Genomic DNA, 18,039 nt, shown 5'->3' with positions numbered 1-18,039 from the left:
GACCGGCCGAAGCCGGCCCGGGGTTCAGGAGCGGCGGCGGGCGGCCTCGTAGAGGACGACGCCCGCGGCGACACCGGCGTTGAGGGACTCGGCCCCGCCCGGCATGGGGATGCGGACGAGGTAGTCGCAGTTCTCGCCGACGAGGCGGCCGAGGCCCTTGCCCTCGGAGCCGACGACGATGACGACGGGCCCGGCGAGGGCGTCGAGGTCGGCGACGGAGTGCTCGCCCTCGGCGGCGAGGCCGACGACGGTCAGGCCGGCCTTCTTGTAGTCCTGGAGGGCGCGGGTGAGGTTGGTGACCCGGGAGACGGGCGTGCGGGCCGCGGTGCCGGCGGAGGTCTTCCAGGCGCCGGCGGTCATCCCGGCGGCGCGCCGCTCGGGGATGACGACGCCGTGGCCGCCGAAGGCCGAAACCGAGCGGACGATCGCGCCGAGGTTGCGGGGGTCGGTGACGCCGTCGAGGGCGACGATGAGGGGTTCCTCGCCGTTGTCGTACGCGGCTTCGGTGAGCTCCTCGGGGTGGGCGTACTCGTACGGCGGGACCTGGAGGACGAGGCCCTGGTGGTTGAGGCCGCCGGTCATCCGGTCGAGCTCGGGGCGCGGGGCCTCCATCAGGTTGACGTTGCCGCGCTCGCCGGCGAGCTGGAGGGCCTCGCGGACGCGCTCGTCGTTGTCGATGAACTGCTGCACGTACAGGGTGGTGGCGGGCACGCCGTCGCGCAGGGCCTCGAAGACGGGGTTGCGGCCGACGACCATCTCGCTCTGGCCCTTGGGGCCGCCGCGCCGGGGCGCGGGGCGGCGCTTGGCGGCGTGCTTGGCCGCGGCGTTGGCGAGGCGGAACTTCTTGTGGCCCTTGCGGTCCTCGGCCTTGGGCGTGGGGCCCTTGCCCTCCAGGCCCTTGCGCCGCTGGCCGCCGCTTCCGATCGTGGCGCCCTTCTTGTTGGACGTGCGGCGTCCCCTGCGCTGGCTGTTCCCGGCCATGACCTCTACCTGTTTTCGTTGGTGCTGCGGTACGTACGTATGAAGAGTGTGCCGCCCGGGGGGCCGGGCGGCACAACAGAGCTGGTCCGGGCGGGTCCGGTCAGCGGGGTCCGAGGGTCCAGCGCGGGCCGGACGGGCTGTCCTCGATGACGAGTCCGGACTGCTGGAGCTGGTCGCGGATGGCGTCGGCGGTGGCCCAGTCCTTGCGGGCGCGGGCGGACTCGCGCTGGTCGAGGACGAGGCGGACGAGGGTGTCGACGGCTCCGTGGAGGTCGTCGCCGCGGTCGGCCTCCTGCGACCAGTGCGGGTCGAGGGGGTCGAGGCCGAGGACGCCGAGCATGGCGCGCACCTCGGCGAGGCGGGCGATGGCGGCGTCCTTGTCGTCGGCGGCGAGCGCGCTGTTGCCCTGGCGGACGGTGGTGTGGACGATGGCGAGCGCCTGCGGGACGCCGAGGTCGTCGTCCATGGCCTCGGCGAAGGCGGGCGGGACCTCGGAGGCGGGTTCGACGGGGCCGCCGGCCTTCTCCACGACGCGCTGGACGAAGCCCTCGATGCGCGCGAAGGCGGCCTCGGCCTCGCGCAGCGACTCCTCGCTGTACTCGATCATGGATCGGTAGTGCGGGGTGCCGAGGTAGTAGCGCAGCACGATCGGGCGCCAGTTCTTGACCATCTCGGAGACGAGGACGGAGTTGCCGAGAGACTTCGACATCTTCTCGCCGGACATGGTGACCCAGGCGTTGTGCACCCAGTAGGAGGCGAAGTCGTCGCCGAACGCCTTGGCCTGGGCGATCTCGTTCTCGTGGTGCGGGAAGACCAGGTCGAGGCCGCCGCCGTGGATGTCGAAGGCGCTGCCGAGGTACTTGTGCGCCATCGCGGAGCACTCCAGGTGCCAGCCGGGGCGGCCGCGGCCCCAGGGGGTCTCCCAGTCGGGCTCGCCGGGCTTGGTGGCCTTCCACATGGCGAAGTCGCGGGGGTCGCGCTTGCCGGTGATGCCCTCCTCCGTCGGCTGCTGGAGGTTGTCGAGCTCCTGGTTGGAGAGCGCGAGGTAGCCGGGGTAGGAGCGGACGTCGAAGTAGACGCTGCCGTCGGCCTCGTAGGCGTGGCCGCGCTCGATGAGGCCGCGCATCATCTCGATCATCTCGGGGACGTGGCCGGTGGCGCGGGGCTCGTACGTGGGCGGGAGGCAGCCGAGGGCCTCGTAGCCGCTGTTGAAGGCGCGCTCGTTCTCGTAGCCGATGGACCACCAGGGGCGGTTCTGCTCGCCGCCCTTCTTGATGATCTTGTCGTCGATGTCGGTGACGTTCCGGATGAAGGTGACGTCGTAGCCGCGGTACTCGAACCAGCGGCGCATGATGTCGAAGTTGAGGCCGGAGCGGATGTGCCCGATGTGCGGGGCCGCCTGCACGGTGGCACCGCAGAGGTAGATCGAGACGCAGCCCTCGGCGAGCGGGGTGAAGTCGCGGATCTGCCGGGCGCTGGTGTCGTACAGGCGAATAGTCACGGCACCAGGGTAGTGCGCCGCGGGCAGTGCCCCGGGCCCCGTCGGGGGCGCGGCGGCGCTTTGCCGCCGCGGCGGGGAGCCGCCGTGAGCCGGGCGCCGCCGGGAGCGGCGCCCGGTATGGGCGGCCTGCGCGGATCAGGCCTGGTTCGTCCGGTACACCAGTGCGGTGGCGATGGCGGCGAGGCCCTCGGCGCGCCCGGTGAGGCCGAGTCCGTCGGTGGTGGTGCCGGAGACGGAGACGGGGGCGCCCGCGGCGGCGGAGAGCGCCTTCTGCGCCTCTTCGCGCCGCTTGCCGATCTTGGGGCGTACGCCGATCACCTGGACGGCGATGTTGCCGATCTCGAAGCCCTCGGCGCGGACGATGCGGGCGGCCTCCGCGAGGAGCGTGGTGCCGGAGGCGCCGGACCACTCCGGGCGGGAGGTGCCGAAGTGGGCGCCGAGGTCGCCGGCGCCGGCGGCGGAGAAGAGGGCGTCGCAGGCGGCGTGGGCGGCGACGTCGCCGTCGGAGTGCCCGGCGAGGCCGTCCTCGCCCTCCCACAGCAGGCCGGCGCACCACAGTTCACGGCCCGCCTCGAAGGCGTGGACGTCCGTGCCGATCCCGACGAGCGGGAGGAGCGGGGCGGGGGCGGGGCTAGTAGGCATCGGTGGCCCTCCTGCGGGCGAGTACGGCCTCGGCGAGGACCAGGTCGAGCGGACGGGTGACCTTGAAGGCCTCTTCGTGGCCGGGGACCACCACGACGGTGGTGCCGAGGCGCTCCACCATGCCGGCGTCGTCGGTGGCGCCCTCTCCGGACACGGCGACGGCCTCGTGGGCGCGGCGCAGGGTGGCGAGGTCGAAGCCCTGCGGGGTCTGGACGGCGCGCAGCCGCGCCCGCTCAGGGGTGGCGACGACCGGCTCGGGCTCGCCCGGCCTGCCGGGCTCGACCTCCTTGACGGTGTCGGCGAGGGGCAGGGCGGGGACGACGGCGGGGGCGCCGTCGCGGACCGCCTCGACGACGGCGTCGACGGTGTCCACAGGGACGAGCGGGCGCGCGGCGTCGTGGACGAGGACGCAGGTGATGTCGTCGGGGAGGGCGGCGAGGCCCGCGGCGACGGACTCCTGGCGGGTGTCGCCGCCGGGGACGACCAGCAGGTCGGTGCGGTCGGGCAGCGGGTGCTCGTCGAGGAGCCGGCGCACCTCGGCGGCGCCGTCGGGCGGTGCGACGACGACGACCAGGCGGACGGCCCGCGAGCGGGCCATGGCGCGGACGGCGTGGATGAGCATCGGGGTGCCGCCGAGGGCCCGCAGGGCCTTGGGGGCGCCCGGGCCGAGGCGTACCCCGCGGCCGGCGGCGGGGATCACCGCGGCGGTGCGCTGGGGGCGCGTTTCGTCAGACATTGAAGTAGCTCCGAGCCAAGGTTTGTGACTTCGGCCGACATGGGTATGGCCCTGGGGAGTGCCGGGTGCGACGCCCTCGCCCCTTCCGTGACGACCGGTCGAGCCGGCTGCCCGGACCCGGTACGCAGGTCGGGTCGGATCGAACCGGGTCGGATCGGGTCGCGCGTCGTGCCGGGTGCCGTGGGCGCGGGTGCGCCGGGTACGGCTCAGGACGGCGCGGGATCGGGCTGCGCGGGAGCGCGCCGCCGGGGGCTGCGCGGGATCAGGTGCGTATCGCGCCGCGCGCGTACGGTGCGGTGCGCTTGTGTACGCGTACGGGCGTGCGGCGAGGTGCGGCGGGCGGGTGCAGACATGCCGCAGCGCCCGGCAACGGCCCCCCGTTGGGGAGGCCGATCGTCGGGCACCGCGGCACGGCTGCGTACGGGTCTGCGCGTCGTCAGGACGCGAGGACCTCGTCGAGGAGGGCCTCGGCCTTGTCCTCGTTGGTGTTCTCCGCGAGCGCCAGCTCGCTGACCAGGATCTGGCGCGCCTTGGCGAGCATCCGCTTCTCACCGGCGGACAGCCCGCGCTCGCGCTCGCGGCGCCACAGGTCGCGCACCACTTCGGCGACCTTGATGACGTCGCCGGAGGCGAGCTTCTCCAGATTTGCCTTGTAGCGACGGGACCAGTTCGTCGGCTCCTCGTTGAGCGGTGCCCGCAGCACCTCGAAGACCCGGTCCAGCCCGTCCTGGCCGACTACGTCGCGAACGCCGACGAACTCCGCATTGTCGGCAGGCACACGAACCGTCAGGTCGCCCTGGGCGACCTTGAGCACCAAGTAGGTCTTGTCCACGCCTTTGATCTGGCGAGTTTCGATGGCCTCGATCAGCGCGGCCCCGTGATGGGGATAGACCACGGTGTCGCCAACCTTGAACGTCATGTGACAGGTACCCCTTCCGTGGCTATCCAGGGTAACACGAGAACTGACTGTTATGAATGGCGTTTTCGCAGGTCAGGGCACATCTCGGGGCTTGACAACTCCGGCGGGAACGTGCTGCGGAGGGCTCCGGAAGGGGGGTATTCGCAGGTCGGAGGCGCTGTGCGGACCGGGCGAAACGGCCACGTTACACCTCCCGGGGGACCCCTCCAGTGTGATGTACGTCCCGTTTTGCCGGGTTCCGCGTCGGGAAACCGAACTACTCCGTTCGACTACCGGCCACCCGAACGGAGTGGTTCCGGCCCAATCCCGGAATTGATCACGGAGAGGTGTTCGAGGGAATCCCGGAATTGATCACCGGGCCGCCGGAGCGCTATATGCGGCCGGCACGTGAACGGACCAGGAAGTGCCGGCGCTCTTCGCCGGCGGAACGGGTGCCCCCGGCCCGCGGAATGCGTGATCGCGGGGCCGGGGCAGCGGAGCCCGCCCGCTGCGGAGGGTCGGGTGCGGGGGCAGGGCGGCGGCTCGGTAACCTAAGCGCGCTGACACACCCTTAGGGCGGCTTTACCTCGGCCGTCCGCGGGACCGACCACCTTCCGTTCCGTACGTCCAAGGAGTTGCCGCCGCCGTGAGCCGCAGCCTTCGACGCGGCGCCCTCGCCGCCACCGCCGTCGTGTTCTCGATCGCCTCGCTGGCCGCCTGCGGTGCGGGCAACGACGCGCAGACCCTGCAGATCAAGCCGGACAACGCCGCCGCCTCCAAGGGCGACATCATGATCCAGAACGCGCTGGTGATCACCGGCAAGGACCGCAAGGGCTCGGCCGTCGTCTCCGCGACGCTCTTCAACGAGGGCGACAAGCCGGAGACGATCGACGCGATCACCCTGCCGGGCTCGCAGGGCAAGGTCGTCCTGAAGGGCGCCGAGGGCGCCGCCGGCAAGGTCACCGTGCCGGCCGGGGGCTCCGTCGTCCTGGGCGGCAAGGGCAACCCCTCCGCGGTGATCGAGGGCGGCAGCGAGGCCGTGAAGGACGGCGACGCCCAGAACGTCGTCTTCAAGCTGAGCACCACCGGCGACATCCAGCTGGAGGCGTTCGTCTTCCCGAACACCGGCATGTACGCGGGCTTCGGCCCGACCGGGGCCCCCGCCGCCGGCCCGTCCGCCTCCGGCAGCCCCTCCGCCTCCGCCTCCGGCAGCCCGGCCGCCTCGCCGTCCGCCGGCCCCTCGGGCTCCCCGGCCGCCTCCCCCTCGGGTGCGGCGTCGGGCTCCCCCGCCGCGTCGCCCTCGGGCTCCGCCTCGCACGCCGCCGGCCACTGAGTCACCGGCAGTCCCCGCCGAGCCAACGGAAGGGCCCCGTCCGCAGCGCGCGGACGGGGCCCTTCCCGCAGGTGGCGCGGGCGGCGGCCTACGGCTCGAACTTGTAGCCGAGGCCGCGGACGGTGACGAGGTAGCGCGGCGCCCCCGGGTCCGGCTCGATCTTGGCGCGCAGGCGCTTGACGTGCACGTCGAGGGTCTTGGTGTCGCCGACGTAGTCCGCGCCCCACACCCGGTCGATCAGCTGCATGCGCGTCAGCACCCGGCCGGCGTTGCGCAGCAGCATCTCCAGCAGGTCGAACTCCTTCAGCGGCAGGTCCACCTTGGCCCCGCCGACGGTCACCACGTGCCGGTCGACGTCCATGCGGACGGGGCCGGCCTCCAGGGCGGCCGGGGCGACCTCCTCCGGCTCGCCGCGGCGGCGCAGCACCGCGCGGATGCGGGCGACCAGCTCGCGCGAGGAGAACGGCTTGGTGACGTAGTCGTCGGCCCCTATCTCCAGCCCCACGACCTTGTCGATCTCGCTGTCCTTCGCGGTAACCATGATCACGGGGACGTTGGAGCGGCCGCGCAGCTGCCGGCAGACCTCCGTGCCGGGCAGGCCGGGGAGCATCAGGTCGAGGAGGACGAGGTCGGCGCCGTTGCGCTCGAACTCGTCGAGGCCGTCGGGCCCGGTCGCGGCGACCGCGACCTCGAATCCCTCCTTGCGGAGCATGTAGGAGAGGGCGTCGCTGAAGGATTCCTCGTCCTCGACGACGAGCACACGGGTCACGGAAGGACCTCCGGGGCAGGATTGGGCAGTTCTGGCGTTCTGTGCATCAGGCGGGGGTCGGGTGGCCGGGGGTGGGCGACTGGTCCGCCTCCCCCGCGGGGGCCCGGGAGGGGCCCGTGGACGCGGCCGCCTCGGGCAGCCGCAGCGTGAACGTGGAGCCCTGGCCCTCCGAGCTCCACACGGAGACCTCCCCGCCGTGGGAGGCCGCCACGTGCTTGACGATCGCGAGGCCGAGGCCCGTTCCGCCGGTGGCGCGGGAGCGGGCCGGGTCGACGCGGTAGAAGCGTTCGAAGATCCGTTCGCGGTCCTTCTCGGGGATGCCGATGCCCTGGTCGGTGACGGAGATCTCGATCAGGTCCCCGCCGGGCGCGGTGACGCGGCGGGCGGCGATCCCGACGCGCGTCCGGGCGGGGCTGTAGTTGACGGCGTTCTCCACCAGGTTGCCCAGGGCCGCCGCGAGCTGGCCGCGGTGCCCCCAGACACGCAGGTCGGCGGTGCCGCCCGACGCCATGGTGATGTGCTTCGCCGACGCGGTGTGGCGGCAGCGGTCGACCGCCTCCTCCACGAGCGTGTCCACGCGGACGGGCTCGGCGTCGTCCAGCGGGTCGTCGTTCTGCACCCGGGACAGGTCGATCAGCTCCTGGACGAGGTTGATCAGGCGGGTCGCCTCGATCTGCATGCGGCCCGCGAAGCGGCTGACCGCCTCGGGGTCGTCGGCGGCGTCCATCACGGCCTCGGACAGCAGGGAGATCGCGCCCACCGGCGTCTTCAGCTCGTGCGAGACGTTCGCGACGAAGTCGCGGCGCACGGCCTCGATACGGCGGGCCTCGGTCAGGTCCTCGACCAGCAGCAGCACCAGCCGGGAGCCCAGCGGCGCCACCCGCGCCGAGACCGCGAGGGCCTCCCCCCGGCCGGTGCCGCGGCGCGGCAGGTCCAGCTCGACCTGGCGTATCTCCCCGTCGCGGCGCGTGTCCCGGGCCATGTGCAGCATCGGCTCCACGGCGAGCCGCCCGCCGCGGACGAGCCCGAGGGCGTACGCGGCGGAGCTGGCCTTGACCACCGCGTCGCTCTCGTCGAGGACGACGGCGGAGGAGCGGAGCACCGACAGCACGGTGTCGACCCCGGGCGGGAGCACCGCGTTGATGTCGGGGCGCATGGAGCTCCGGGTGGGGCGGGCCTGGTCGCGCTCACTCCAGCGGAACGCCAGCATGGCGACGACACCGGTGCATGCACCGGCCACCGCTGCAGCTGCGGCGACCGCCGCGTTCACGTCCATGTGTCCAGGTTAAGCAGGCACGACGGCAGTTCCCCAGCCGTTCGGGGGCCGCCTCGAACAGTCGTCGCCCAGAGTTCACCGCGGCGACGGAGCCGATTCACTTCCGGTGCCGAAGTCGGACGCGTTCGCCGTCCAGCGTGGCACCGTGGGGCTCGAGCCCGCACCCGGCCCGGGCCCCGGGCACCGCGCAGTAGGCCAAGAGAGGGACACCATGCGTGACGCGTACCACGAGGAACTGGACTCGATCGGCGAGAGCCTCGTCGAGATGGCCCGGCTGGTCGGCTCCGCCATCGGGCGGGCCACGACGTCCATGCTCGACGCCGACCTGAAGCTCGCCGAGAGCGTCATCGCGGCCGACCAGAAGATCGACGACCTCCAGCACGACCTGGAGGCCCGGGCGATCGCGCTGCTCGCCCGGCAGCAGCCGGTCGCGACGGACCTGCGGATCGTGGTGACCTCGCTGCGCATGAGCGCCGACCTGGAGCGCTCCGGCGACCTCGCTCAGCACGTGGCCAAGCTGGCCCGGCTGCGGTTCCCCGACGCGGCGGTCCCGCGGGACCTGCACGCGACGATCCTGGAGATGGGCCAGCTGGCGCAGCGGCTGATGGCGAAGGCCGCCGAGGTGATCATCACGAAGGACGTGGACCTCGCGCTCCAGCTGGAGACGGACGACGACGAGATGGACCAGCTGCACCGCACGCTGTTCCAGCACCTGATGGACGACCGCTGGAAGCACGGCATCGAGACGGCGGTGGACGTGACGCTGCTGGGCCGCTACTACGAGCGGTTCGCGGACCACGCGGTGTCGGTGGCCAAGCGCGTCGTGTACCTGGTGACGGGCGAGCACGCGGACGAGCTGCAGGCGCCGGTCCCGCCGGAGGAGGTCTGACCGGGCAGCCGGGCGGCCGGGGTCGGTCCCGGTACGGGCGCCTTCGAGCCCCTGTGCGCCGTTGACGCGCCCGTGCGGCTGGGCATGAATGAGGCGGAAGGCAGTAGGCCCACGCGTACACCGCCTGCGAGGAGGAACCATGCCCGATTCCCCCGTCCCCGTCACTCCGGAGTCCGAGCGGGAGCCGGCTCCGGAGCCCCTGCGGCTCCCGCTGCTCGCGGCCTGCGGCTGCGGCTCGGGCTGCGGCTGCGGCTGCCAGTCCGGAGCCCCCTGCCAGTGCGGCGGCTGACACCGCCCACCCCGGCCCCACCGAACACCCGGGAGCCCCCCGGCCCGCACATGCCGCGGCCAGGGGGCTCCTTCGGGGCCTCTTACTTCTTCTTGCCCTGGTTCTTGACGGCCTCGATGGCGGCCGCGGCGGCCTCCGGGTCGAGGTAGGTGCCGCCCGGGTTGAGGGGCTTGAAGTCGGCGTCGAGCTCGTACGCGAGCGGGATGCCGGTCGGGATGTTCAGGCCCGCGATGTCGGCGTCGGAGATGCCGTCGAGGTGCTTGACCAGGGCGCGCAGGGAGTTGCCGTGCGCGGCGACCAGGACGGTGCGGCCGGCCAGCAGGTCCGGGACGATGCCGTCGTACCAGTACGGCAGCATGCGGCCGACGACGTCCTTGAGGCACTCCGTGCGCGGGCGCAGCTCCGGCGGGATCGTCGCGTAGCGCGCGTCGTCCGACTGGGAGAACTCGGTGCCGTCCTCGAGCGGCGGCGGCGGGGTGTCGTAGGAGCGGCGCCACAGCATGAACTGCTCCTCGCCGAACTCGGCGAGGGTCTGCGCCTTGTCCTTGCCCTGGAGGGCGCCGTAGTGGCGCTCGTTCAGGCGCCAGGAGCGGTGGACCGGGATCCAGTGGCGGTCGGCGGCCTCCAGGGCCAGCTGCGCGGTGCGGATGGCGCGCTTCTGGAGGGAGGTGTGCACGACGTCGGGGAGCAGGCCGGCGTCCTTGAGCAGCTCACCGCCGCGGACCGCCTCCTTCTCGCCCTTCTCGTTGAGGTTGACGTCCACCCAGCCGGTGAACAGGTTCTTCGCGTTCCACTCGCTCTCGCCGTGGCGGAGCAGGATCAGCTTGTACGGTGCGTCGGCCATGCACAGGAGCCTAATGGACGCCTCCGGCGGGCGGCACGCGGTGCCGGGGCCCTCGCGGATTGACGGTGCGCGTCAATCCGGTGGCTTCCGGAAGTCCGTGAACCGTAGGGTGCGGACTGCTGATGAGCCACTTACATGTTCGGGGGGATGCGGTCATGTCCGCGGGAAGTCTCATGCGTGCCGCACGCGAGAGCGTGTCCGGGCTGCCACGGGCGTTCTGGTGGCTGTGGGCGAGCACGCTCGTCAACCGGCTGGGCGGGTTCGTCGCCACGTTCATGGCGCTGTACCTGACGCTGGAGCGCGGCTACTCGGCGTCGTTCGCGGGGCTCGTGGCGGCGCTGCACGGGCTGGGCGGCGTGGTGTCGTCGCTGGCGGCGGGGGTGATGACGGACCGGCTGGGGCGGCGGCCCACGATGCTCGCGGCGAACCTGGCCACGGCCGCCTCGGTGGCCCTGCTCGGGTTCATGGAGCACCCGGCGGCGATCGCCGCGGTGGCGCTGCTGGTGGGCATGGCCTCGAACGCCTCCCGGCCGGCGGTGTCGGCGATGATGGCGGACATCGTCCCGCCCGAGGACCGGGTGCGGGCCTTCGCCCTGAACTACTGGGCCATCAATCTGGGCTTCGCGATCAGCTCGGTCGCCGCGGGGTTCGTCGCCGAGTACAGCTACCTGGCGGGCTTCCTCGGGGAGGCGGCGCTGACCCTGGTGTGCGCGGTGCTCGTGTACGTGAAGCTGCCCGAGTCGCGGCCCGCTGCGGAGGCCGGGGCCGGCGAGGGCGGCGGCGCGGCGGGCGCCGGGGCGGCCGGGCCGGAGGTGTCGCTGGGGACGGTGCTGCGGGACGGTCGGTTCATGGGCGTGGTCGGGCTGTCGTTCCTGGTGTCGATGGTGTTCATGCAGGGCTCGGTCGGCCTGCCGGTGGCGATGGGGTCCGCCGGCTTCTCGCCGGGCGAGTACGGCCTGGTCATCTGCGTGAACGGGCTGATGATCGTGCTGCTGCAGATCCCGGTGACGCGGTTCATCGAGCACCGCGACCCGCGGCGGCTGCTGGTGCTCTCCGCGCTGCTGGCGGGCTGGGGGTTCGCGCTGACGGCGTTCGCCGGGCCGCTGTGGGCGTACGCGCTGACGGTCGCGGTGTGGACGCTGGCGGAGATCGTGAACTCGCCGACGCAGATGGAGCTCGTCGTACGGCTGTCGCCGGTGCACGGCCGGGGCCGCTACCAGGGCATGTACACGATGTCGTGGTCGGTGGCCGCGCTGGTCGCGCCGCTGATGGCGGGGTACGTCGTCGACGGGTTCGGCGCGGCGTGGCTGTGGGCGTCGGCCGGCGTGCTGGGCACGGTCGCGGCGGGCGGCTACTGGCTGCTGATGCGGCGGCTTCCGGCCCGCGGCACGGCGGCGGAGTCCGCCGCCGCACCGGTGAAGGCGGCTCCCGCCCCGGCCGCGGCCGCCGCCGACGCGTAGGCGGCCCGGGCCCGGTGGGCCGGGGTCAGTCCGCCGGGCGGGTCAGGTGGCGGAAGGCGTCGAGGTTGCGGGTCGACTCGCCCCGGGCGACCCGCCACTCGTACTCCTTCTTGATCGCCGTGGCGAAGCCCAGCTCCAGGAGGGTGTTGAACGCGCCGTCCGCCGCCTCCAGGACGGTCCCGAGCAGCCGGTCCAGCTCGTCGGCGGTGACCACCGACAGCGGGAGCCGGGCCGTGAGGTAGACGTCGCCGAGGCGGTCCACCGCGTAGGCCATCCCGTACAGCTTGAGGTTGCGCTCCAGGAGCCAGCGGTGGACGCCGGCCTCGTTCTCGTCGGGGTGGCGGATCACGAACGCGTTGACCGACAGCGAGTGCCGGCTGGCCTTGAGCGAGCAGGTCGTGGAGAGCTTGCGGGTGCCGGGGAGCTGGACGACGTACGTGCCGGGAGCGGGGTTCTCCCAGCTCAGCTCGGCGCCGTTCAGCGCGTTCTCGATGATCGACGCGGTGTCAGCCATGGTGGGAGCGTACGCGACGGCGGTGGTCGTGCATGGCCGCGGTGTACACGTCCGCCGTGGCGCTCGCGGCGGTGTCCCAGCCGAAGAACTGCGCGTGCCGGGCGGCCTCGCCGCCCATGCGGTCCGCGAGGCCGGGGTTGTCGACGAAGCGCCGCAGCTCGCGGGCGTAGTCGGCCGGGTCGTGGCCGGGGACGAGGATGCCGGTGACGCCGTCGTTGACGGCGACGGGCAGCCCGCCGACCTCCGCGGCGAGGACGGGCGTCCCGGTGGCCTGCGCCTCGATCGCGACGAGCCCGAAGGACTCGCTGTACGAGGGCATGACCAGCACGGACGCCGCCCGGAACCAGTCGGCGAGCCGGTCCTGGGCGACCGGCGGGTGGAAGTGGACGAGGTCGGCGATGCCGAGCTGCGCGGCGAGCTTCTGGAGCCCCTCCGGCTTGGCGAGGCCGCTGCCGCTGGGCCCGCCGACGACGGGCACGAACAGCCTGCGGCGCAGCGCCGGGTCATGCCCGACGAGGACGGCGACGGCGCGCAGCAGCACGTCCGGGGCCTTCAGCGGCTGGATCCGCCCGGCGAACAGCGGGATGACGGCGTCCTGCGGCAGGCCGAGGCGGGCGCGGGCGGCGGCCCGGCCGTCGGCGACGGTGAAGCGGTCGAGGTTCACGCCGGGGTGGACGACGGCGACCTTGCCGGGGTCGGCGCCGTAGTGCCGTACGAGCTCCTCCGCCTCGTCGCTGGTGTTGGCGACGAGCCGGTCGGCGGCGGAGACGATCTGGGTCTCGCCGATGACGCGGCCGGCCGGCTCGGGGGTGTCGCCCTCGGCGAGGGAGGCGTTCTTGACCTTGGCCATGGTGTGCATGGCGTGGACGAGCGGGACGCCCCACCGCTCGGCGGCGAGCCAGCCGACGTGCCCGGACAGCCAGTAGTGGGAGTGGACGAGGTCGTAGTGGCCGGGGCGGTGGCCGGCCCAGGCCTGCATGACGCCGTGGGTGAAGGCGCACAGCTGGGCGGGCAGCTCCTCCTTGGCGAGGCCCTCGTAGGGGCCGGCGTCGACGTGCCGGACGAGGACGCCGGGGGCGAGCTCGACGGCGGGCGGGAGGCCGCCCTCGGTGGCCCGGGTGAAGATCTCGACCTCGATGTTGATGGCGGCGAGCCGCCGGGCGAGCTCCACGATGTAGACGTTCATGCCGCCGGCGTCGCCGGTGCCGGGCTGGTGCAGCGGGGAGGTGTGGACGCTGAGCATGGCGACGCGGCGCGGCTTGCGGTGGTGGCCGACGGAGGGGATGCGCAGCCGGGGCGGGTCGTGGCGGGTGCCGCGGACGGCGGCGAGGCGGCCGCCGATGGTGCCGCCGATGCGGGACACGTACTGGCTCAAGGGAGCAGTTCCTCTCGCTCGGGCGACATGACGACATGCGGGCGGGGGCGTCGGGGCTGCTCGCGCCGGCGGGCGGGCATGCCGGACGGAGCGCGCCCGGCGCCCGCAAGGAGTGCAACCCGAATGGCCGTCTCCCGCATTCCGGGGCGGCCGATTTTCCTCGGCGGGGCGCCGGCCCTTCCTCGGCGGGGCGCCGGGCGCCGGGCTGCTTTTCCCGCCGAGGGCGGCCTCCGCTTACGCTCGGCGCATGTCCCGGCACGCCTCCCAGCCCACCAGCCCCTCCGCCGCCGGCCCCGGCAGCGCCGGGTCCCGGGCCCGCGGGGGCGGCCGGGGTGCGCAGGCGGCGCGCCCGGTGGGGACGGTGACGCGGGGGACGACGAACCCGAACCGGCTGCGCCGCATGGACCGCTGGATCGCCGAGGTGCACGGCCCGGCGCTGCGGCGCGCGGAGGCGCCGGTGGCCGTGGACCTCGGTTACGGGGCGGCGCCGTGGACGGCGGTGGAGCTGCTGGAGCGGCTGCGGCGGGCGGCGCCCGCGGTGCGGGTGGTCGGCATCGAGATCGAGCCGGCGCGGGTCGCGGCGGCGCGCCCGTACGAGCGGGAGGGGCTCCGCTTCCGGCACGGCGGCTTCGAGGTGCCCCTGGAGGGCGGGGCCCGGCCGGCGCTGATCCGGGCGGCGAACGTGCTGCGGCAGTACGGCGAGGAGCAGGTCGCGGAGGTCTGGGAGCGGCTGTGCGGCCGGCTGGGCCCGGACGGGCTGCTGGTGGAGGGCACCTGCGACGAGATCGGGCGCCGGCACGTGTGGGTGGCGCTGGGGCCGGAGGGGCCGCGGACGGTGACGTTCGCGGCGCGGCTGGGGTCGCTGGAGCGGCCCTCGGACCTGGCGGAGCGGCTGCCGAAGGCGCTGATCCACCGCAACGTGCCGGGCGAGCCGGTGCACGCCTTCCTGCGGGACTTCGACCGGGCGTGGGCGGCGGCTGCGCCGTACGCCTCGTACGGGGCGCGGCAGCGGTGGATCCGGACGGCGCGGGCGCTGGCCGGGGGCTGGCCCCTGACGGACGGTCCGAAGCGTTGGCGGCAGGGGGAGTTGACGGTGCGCTGGGAGGCGCTGCGCCCGTTGGGGTGAACGTCGCGCGGTGGGGAACCGGGGGTCGGGGCGGCCCGTTGAGCGGGCACGGGCGGTGGTGCGCACGACCGGCGGGGGCGGACAAGATCCGGGAGGGGTCCGCGAGGGTGTTGGAATCCTCCGGGTCGTGGCACCATCCCGAAGGGCAACACAAGTTACTGATGAATAGTCAGATTCGGTGGGGTGCGGCGCATGCCGTGCGCCGCGGGCGCCGTGGGTGCGCCGTGCGGCACCGGATCCGACCCGGGTGCCTGGGGGGACCATGGGAACCGAGGAGCCGAAGGGGCGGCGCAGGGGCGCCTCCGCCCTGACGCTGCTGTGCGCGACGGCCCTGCTGGCGGTGGCGGCGCTGACCGCGCCGGCCCACGCGGCGCCGGCCCCGGAGCCGGGCGCCAGGTCCCTGGAGCAGGTCCGCAAGGAGATTGAGGGCCTCTACCGGCAGGCGGGCGCCGCGACCGACGCCTACAACCAGGCCGAGACCGAGGCCAAGGCGCAGTCGGACCGGATCGTGGAGATCGCCAAGCGGGTCGCCGCCGGCCAGGAGCGCATCGACGACCTGAGGAGGCGGGCCGGCGCCGCCGCCCGCGCCCAGTACCGCTCGGGCGGGCTGCCGGCCGGCGCCCGGCTCGCGCTGAGCGGCAGCCCCAGCCAGTTCCTCGACGGGGCGAGCCGGATCCGGCAGGGCGAGAAGGCCACCGCGGACCTGCTGTCGGAGCTGGACCGCACCCAGGCCGACCTGCAGCGCGGCGCCCGCGAGGCGAACGCGGAGTGGCAGAAGCTGGAGGCGAACCGCGTCCGGAAGGAGGCCTCGAAGAAGGAGGTCGAGGCCAAGATCAAGGCAGCGGAGGACCTGGAGAGCAAGCTGGAGGCCGAGGAGCGGGCCCGGCTGATACAGCTGGAGCACGAGGCCCAGTACCAGGCGCAGACGGCCTGGCTGTCGACGGGCGTCCTGAAGGAGATCAACGGCACGGCCAGCGAGGCGGGCCGCAAGGCCGTGCAGTTCGCCACCGCGCAGATCGGCAAGCCGTACCAGTGGGGCGCCGTGGGGCCGGCCTCCTTCGACTGCTCCGGGCTCACCTCCCAGGCGTGGCGCGCCGCGGGCAAGGGCATTCCGCGGACCTCGCAGGAGCAGCTGCGGCTGCTGCCGAAGGTCGCCCTGAAGGACATGCGTCCCGGCGACCTGATCATCTACTTCGATGACGCCAGCCACGTCGGCATGTACGTGGGCGACGGCGCGATGGTCCACGCCCCGCGCCCCGGCCGGAACGTGACCCTCGCCGGCGCCGGCTCCATGCCGATCAAGGCGGTGGTCCGGCCGGACGCGTAGCGGGGGCGCGCCGGCGTGAAGCGGCCGGACGCGCGGGATGTGCGGGGGGCGGGCCGGGGGTGCGTGGCCGTTCCGTGGAGGCCGCGGGGAGGTTCCGCGGAAGGTGCGGCGGGGCGCGGCGAGGGCGCCGGGGCGGCCCGGGGAGGCCCGGCGGGCCGCCGCGGACGCCGTTCCGGAAGGCAACCGCCCGCGCCCGGAAGGCGTCTCGCCGGACGGGACGGTCCCGTCCCCGCCGTGACGTTGGTCATTCGGCGAGGCGGATTTTCCCCCGCGATACCGGCATATGCCGCTGGCCCTGTACCGGAACGCCATTCCGCTCGGGCGCCGCGGACCGCTAGGGTCGGCCCACGAGCGCACCCTCGGGGGGAGGGAAGGAACCGGAGACGATGCCCGTACCCGTACCGCGGCAGAGGGAGATCCCCGCCACGGAGAGCGGTCAGGCCGTACCGCCGCAGGCGTCCCTGACCCTGCTGGTGATCGAGGACGACCCCGCGGGAGGCCTCACCGTTCCGGAGATCCTCGACTCCGACGGCCAGCGCATCCGGCTCCGCACCGCCCGGAACCTCACCGAGGCGGCCCGCCTGCTCACGCCGGACGTCCACTGCATCCTGCTGGACCTGGCCCTGCCGAACCCGTCGGCGGCCGCCCGCGCGGCCCTGGCCGGCGCCGCGCCGGGCACGGCCGACCGGCTCGACGTGCTGCGCGAGGTGCTGCGGATCGCCCCGCGCCATCCGGTCCTCGTCCTGACGGACGAGGCGGACGCCGAGCGCGCCGCCGAGGCCGTCCGGGTCGGGGCGCAGGACTTCCTCTTCCGCGACGAGCTGGACGGCCGGCTGCTGAGCCGGGCGATCCGGTACGCGGTGGAGCGCAAGCGCGCCGACACGGCCCAGTACAAGCTTGCAGAATCGAAACTGCGGGCCCAGGAGAACGCCCGCCTGGAACGCGGCCTGCTGCCCACCCCGCTGCTGGACGGATCCGACCTCCGCTTCGCCGCCCGCTACCGGCCCGGCCGCAGCCGGGCCCTCCTCGGCGGCGACTTCTACGACACTGTCCGCACCCCGGACGGCACCGTCCACGCCATGATCGGCGACGTCTGCGGCCACGGCCCGGACGAGGCCGCCCTCGGCGTCGAGCTCCGCATCGCCTGGCGCGCCCTGACCCTGGCCGGCCTGTGCGGCGACGACCTGCTGGCGACCCTGCAGGAGGTCCTCGACGTGGAGCGGCCCTGCGAGGAGATCTTCGCGACGCTGTGCACGGTCGACATATCCCCCGACGGCCGGCGCGCCGGGCTGTGCCTGGCCGGGCACCCGGCGCCGCTGGTCTCGCGGCCGGGCCGGCCCGCGCGGCTGCTCCCGTACGAGAACAGCGGGCCCGCGCTGGGCCTGCTGCCCAAGGCCCGCTGGCCGCGCCGGCAGGTGGAGCTCGGCGGCGCCTGGAGCCTGATGCTCTACACCGACGGCCTCATCGAGGGCCGCGTCGGCGAGGGCAGGGAGCGGCTCGGGCAGGACGGCATGGTCGAGATGATCAACCGGCACCTGGCACGCGGGCTGAGCGGGGAGGGCCTGCTGGAGGCCGCCGTCACCGAGGCCCGCCGGCTCAACGGCGGCGAGCTCACGGACGACGTCGCCGTGGTGCTCCTGTCGCGCAACGCCCCCTGACGCGTACGCGTGCGGGGGCGGGGGCGGGCGGGCGTCCGGCCCCGGCGCTTCGGCGACGGGGGTCAGCGGCCGCCGTTGTAGGGCCCGTACGGGCCGTCGCTGCTGCTGCCGCCGCGGCGCGGGCCGCCCCCGGAGACCTGCTTGAGCGCGGGGCGGACGTCCACGAGGAACACGATGGTCGCGACGAGGCCCGCGATCTGCAGGAACAGCATCCCGAGGAAGAAGTCCACCAGCACGGTGACGCCGAGGATGACCATCCAGAACGTCTTCGTCTGCTTGTCCGCGGCGCGGTAGGCGTCCTCCCTGGCCAGCAGCGCGAGCACGAAGGCCACGACGGCCAGCGCCAGCATGGCGAACCCGAGGAGCGGGAGCACGCCGTTATCGAACCCGTTCATCAACATCGACTCGACCGCCTTCACAC

Annotated in this window: 17 protein-coding genes and 1 pseudogene; 7 read left to right on the top strand and 11 right to left on the bottom strand. The window is 73.8% G+C overall.

Features of this window, described 5'->3' with window-relative positions; all coding sequences use genetic code 11:
• Positions 1–24 precede the first annotated feature (24 nt).
• The 5 genes from rlmB to ACZ462_RS16325 all read right to left on the bottom strand — a co-directional run bounded on the left by rlmB (position 25) and on the right by ACZ462_RS16325 (position 4,779).
• Entirely contained in the window at positions 25–981 is a 957-nt protein-coding gene (gene rlmB / locus ACZ462_RS16345; protein WP_467807804.1) for a 23S rRNA (guanosine(2251)-2'-O)-methyltransferase RlmB, read from the bottom strand.
• A gap of 100 nt (positions 982–1,081) precedes the next feature.
• Positions 1,082–2,482, bottom strand: a complete 1,401-nt coding sequence (cysS, locus tag ACZ462_RS16340) for a cysteine--tRNA ligase (protein ID WP_467807805.1) — start codon at positions 2,480–2,482, stop codon at positions 1,082–1,084.
• A 135-nt stretch (positions 2,483–2,617) separates the two neighbouring features.
• Complete coding sequence (gene ispF, locus ACZ462_RS16335; protein WP_467807806.1) at positions 2,618–3,124, bottom strand: 2-C-methyl-D-erythritol 2,4-cyclodiphosphate synthase; 507 nt, start codon at positions 3,122–3,124, stop codon at positions 2,618–2,620.
• Positions 3,114–3,860, bottom strand: coding sequence for a 2-C-methyl-D-erythritol 4-phosphate cytidylyltransferase (gene ispD, locus ACZ462_RS16330; protein WP_467807807.1), 747 nt, complete (start codon positions 3,858–3,860; stop codon positions 3,114–3,116). Before ispD ends, ispF begins: the two co-directional genes overlap by 11 nt.
• Before the next feature lie 436 nt (positions 3,861–4,296).
• The gene (locus ACZ462_RS16325; RefSeq protein ID WP_114058094.1) at positions 4,297–4,779 is read right to left on the bottom strand and encodes a CarD family transcriptional regulator; all 483 of its coding nucleotides are present in this window, start codon (positions 4,777–4,779) and stop codon (positions 4,297–4,299) included.
• Between the two features lie 625 nt (positions 4,780–5,404).
• Between ACZ462_RS16325 and ACZ462_RS16320 the strand changes: the two genes are divergently transcribed.
• Positions 5,405–6,091, top strand: a complete 687-nt coding sequence (locus ACZ462_RS16320) for a DUF461 domain-containing protein (RefSeq protein WP_467807809.1) — start codon at positions 5,405–5,407, stop codon at positions 6,089–6,091.
• Between the two features lie 88 nt (positions 6,092–6,179).
• On the opposite strand, the gene phoP is transcribed toward ACZ462_RS16320, so the two are convergent.
• Entirely contained in the window at positions 6,180–6,851 is a 672-nt protein-coding gene (gene phoP, locus ACZ462_RS16315; protein WP_467807892.1) for a two-component system response regulator PhoP, read from the bottom strand.
• Positions 6,852–6,984: 133 nt separating this feature from the next.
• A pseudogene (gene phoR / locus ACZ462_RS16310) lies at positions 6,985–8,136 on the bottom strand (two-component system sensor histidine kinase PhoR); the annotation flags it as partial.
• A 211-nt stretch (positions 8,137–8,347) separates the two neighbouring features.
• Between phoR and phoU the strand changes: the two are divergent.
• Together phoU and ACZ462_RS16300 are read left to right on the top strand one after the other, a co-directional pair.
• Positions 8,348–9,025: a phosphate signaling complex protein PhoU gene (gene phoU / locus ACZ462_RS16305; RefSeq protein ID WP_125548007.1), complete on the top strand. Its 678-nt coding sequence runs from the start codon at positions 8,348–8,350 to the stop codon at positions 9,023–9,025.
• A 139-nt stretch (positions 9,026–9,164) separates the two neighbouring features.
• Positions 9,165–9,314: a hypothetical protein gene (locus ACZ462_RS16300; RefSeq protein ID WP_185902886.1), complete on the top strand. Its 150-nt coding sequence runs from the start codon at positions 9,165–9,167 to the stop codon at positions 9,312–9,314.
• Positions 9,315–9,396: 82 nt separating this feature from the next.
• On the opposite strand, the gene ACZ462_RS16295 is transcribed toward ACZ462_RS16300, so the two are convergent.
• On the bottom strand, positions 9,397–10,158 hold the full coding sequence (locus ACZ462_RS16295) for a phosphoglyceromutase (protein WP_125548005.1): 762 nt from the start codon (positions 10,156–10,158) through the stop codon (positions 9,397–9,399).
• A gap of 155 nt (positions 10,159–10,313) precedes the next feature.
• Between ACZ462_RS16295 and ACZ462_RS16290 the strand changes: the two genes are divergently transcribed.
• Positions 10,314–11,618: an MDR family MFS transporter gene (locus ACZ462_RS16290; protein ID WP_467807812.1), complete on the top strand. Its 1,305-nt coding sequence runs from the start codon at positions 10,314–10,316 to the stop codon at positions 11,616–11,618.
• A gap of 25 nt (positions 11,619–11,643) precedes the next feature.
• Here ACZ462_RS16290 and ACZ462_RS16285 read toward each other — a convergent pair whose 3' ends face one another.
• Both ACZ462_RS16285 and mshA read right to left on the bottom strand, forming a co-directional pair.
• Positions 11,644–12,132: a type III secretion system chaperone family protein gene (locus tag ACZ462_RS16285; protein WP_467807814.1), complete on the bottom strand. Its 489-nt coding sequence runs from the start codon at positions 12,130–12,132 to the stop codon at positions 11,644–11,646.
• On the bottom strand, positions 12,125–13,507 hold the full coding sequence (mshA, locus tag ACZ462_RS16280; protein WP_467807816.1) for a D-inositol-3-phosphate glycosyltransferase: 1,383 nt from the start codon (positions 13,505–13,507) through the stop codon (positions 12,125–12,127). The genes ACZ462_RS16285 and mshA overlap by 8 nt, the downstream gene beginning before the upstream one ends.
• Positions 13,508–13,907: 400 nt before the next feature.
• On the opposite strand from mshA, the gene ACZ462_RS16275 reads away from it, so the two are divergent.
• From ACZ462_RS16275 to ACZ462_RS16265, 3 genes are all read left to right on the top strand, one after another.
• Positions 13,908–14,633 (top strand): class I SAM-dependent methyltransferase, encoded by a 726-nt coding sequence (locus tag ACZ462_RS16275; RefSeq protein WP_467807893.1) that lies wholly within the window; start codon positions 13,908–13,910, stop codon positions 14,631–14,633.
• Between the two features lie 262 nt (positions 14,634–14,895).
• Complete coding sequence (locus tag ACZ462_RS16270) at positions 14,896–15,960, top strand: C40 family peptidase (RefSeq protein ID WP_467807818.1); 1,065 nt, start codon at positions 14,896–14,898, stop codon at positions 15,958–15,960.
• 386 nt (positions 15,961–16,346) lie between these two features.
• Positions 16,347–17,618: a PP2C family protein-serine/threonine phosphatase gene (locus ACZ462_RS16265; protein WP_467807820.1), complete on the top strand. Its 1,272-nt coding sequence runs from the start codon at positions 16,347–16,349 to the stop codon at positions 17,616–17,618.
• A gap of 62 nt (positions 17,619–17,680) precedes the next feature.
• Here the strand turns inward: ACZ462_RS16265 and ACZ462_RS16260 are convergent, their stop codons facing one another.
• Positions 17,681–18,019 (bottom strand): DUF2516 family protein, encoded by a 339-nt coding sequence (locus tag ACZ462_RS16260; RefSeq protein WP_467807821.1) that lies wholly within the window; start codon positions 18,017–18,019, stop codon positions 17,681–17,683.
• Between the last annotated feature and the right edge of the window lie 20 nt (positions 18,020–18,039).

The sequence above is a fragment of the Streptomyces sp. NPDC031121 genome, assembly GCF_055570615.1.
Note: the sequence above shows the minus strand (reverse complement) of the source record. Positions and strands in the feature narration are given on the sequence as shown.

Coding starts and splice junctions, on each gene's coding strand:
- rlmB (WP_467807804.1), bottom strand. CDS start 981: ATGGCCGGGAACAGCCAGCGCAGGGGACGCCGCACGTCCAACAAGAAG.
- ispF (WP_467807806.1), bottom strand. CDS start 3,124: ATGCCTACTAGCCCCGCCCCCGCCCCGCTCCTCCCGCTCGTCGGGATC.
- ispD (WP_467807807.1), bottom strand. CDS start 3,860: ATGTCTGACGAAACGCGCCCCCAGCGCACCGCCGCGGTGATCCCCGCC.
- ACZ462_RS16325 (WP_114058094.1), bottom strand. CDS start 4,779: ATGACGTTCAAGGTTGGCGACACCGTGGTCTATCCCCATCACGGGGCC.
- phoU (WP_125548007.1), top strand. CDS start 8,348: ATGCGTGACGCGTACCACGAGGAACTGGACTCGATCGGCGAGAGCCTC.
- ACZ462_RS16300 (WP_185902886.1), top strand. CDS start 9,165: ATGCCCGATTCCCCCGTCCCCGTCACTCCGGAGTCCGAGCGGGAGCCG.
- ACZ462_RS16295 (WP_125548005.1), bottom strand. CDS start 10,158: ATGGCCGACGCACCGTACAAGCTGATCCTGCTCCGCCACGGCGAGAGC.
- ACZ462_RS16290 (WP_467807812.1), top strand. CDS start 10,314: ATGTCCGCGGGAAGTCTCATGCGTGCCGCACGCGAGAGCGTGTCCGGG.
- ACZ462_RS16285 (WP_467807814.1), bottom strand. CDS start 12,132: ATGGCTGACACCGCGTCGATCATCGAGAACGCGCTGAACGGCGCCGAG.
- ACZ462_RS16275 (WP_467807893.1), top strand. CDS start 13,908: ATGGACCGCTGGATCGCCGAGGTGCACGGCCCGGCGCTGCGGCGCGCG.
- ACZ462_RS16270 (WP_467807818.1), top strand. CDS start 14,896: ATGGGAACCGAGGAGCCGAAGGGGCGGCGCAGGGGCGCCTCCGCCCTG.
- ACZ462_RS16265 (WP_467807820.1), top strand. CDS start 16,347: ATGCCCGTACCCGTACCGCGGCAGAGGGAGATCCCCGCCACGGAGAGC.
- ACZ462_RS16260 (WP_467807821.1), bottom strand. CDS start 18,019: ATGTTGATGAACGGGTTCGATAACGGCGTGCTCCCGCTCCTCGGGTTC.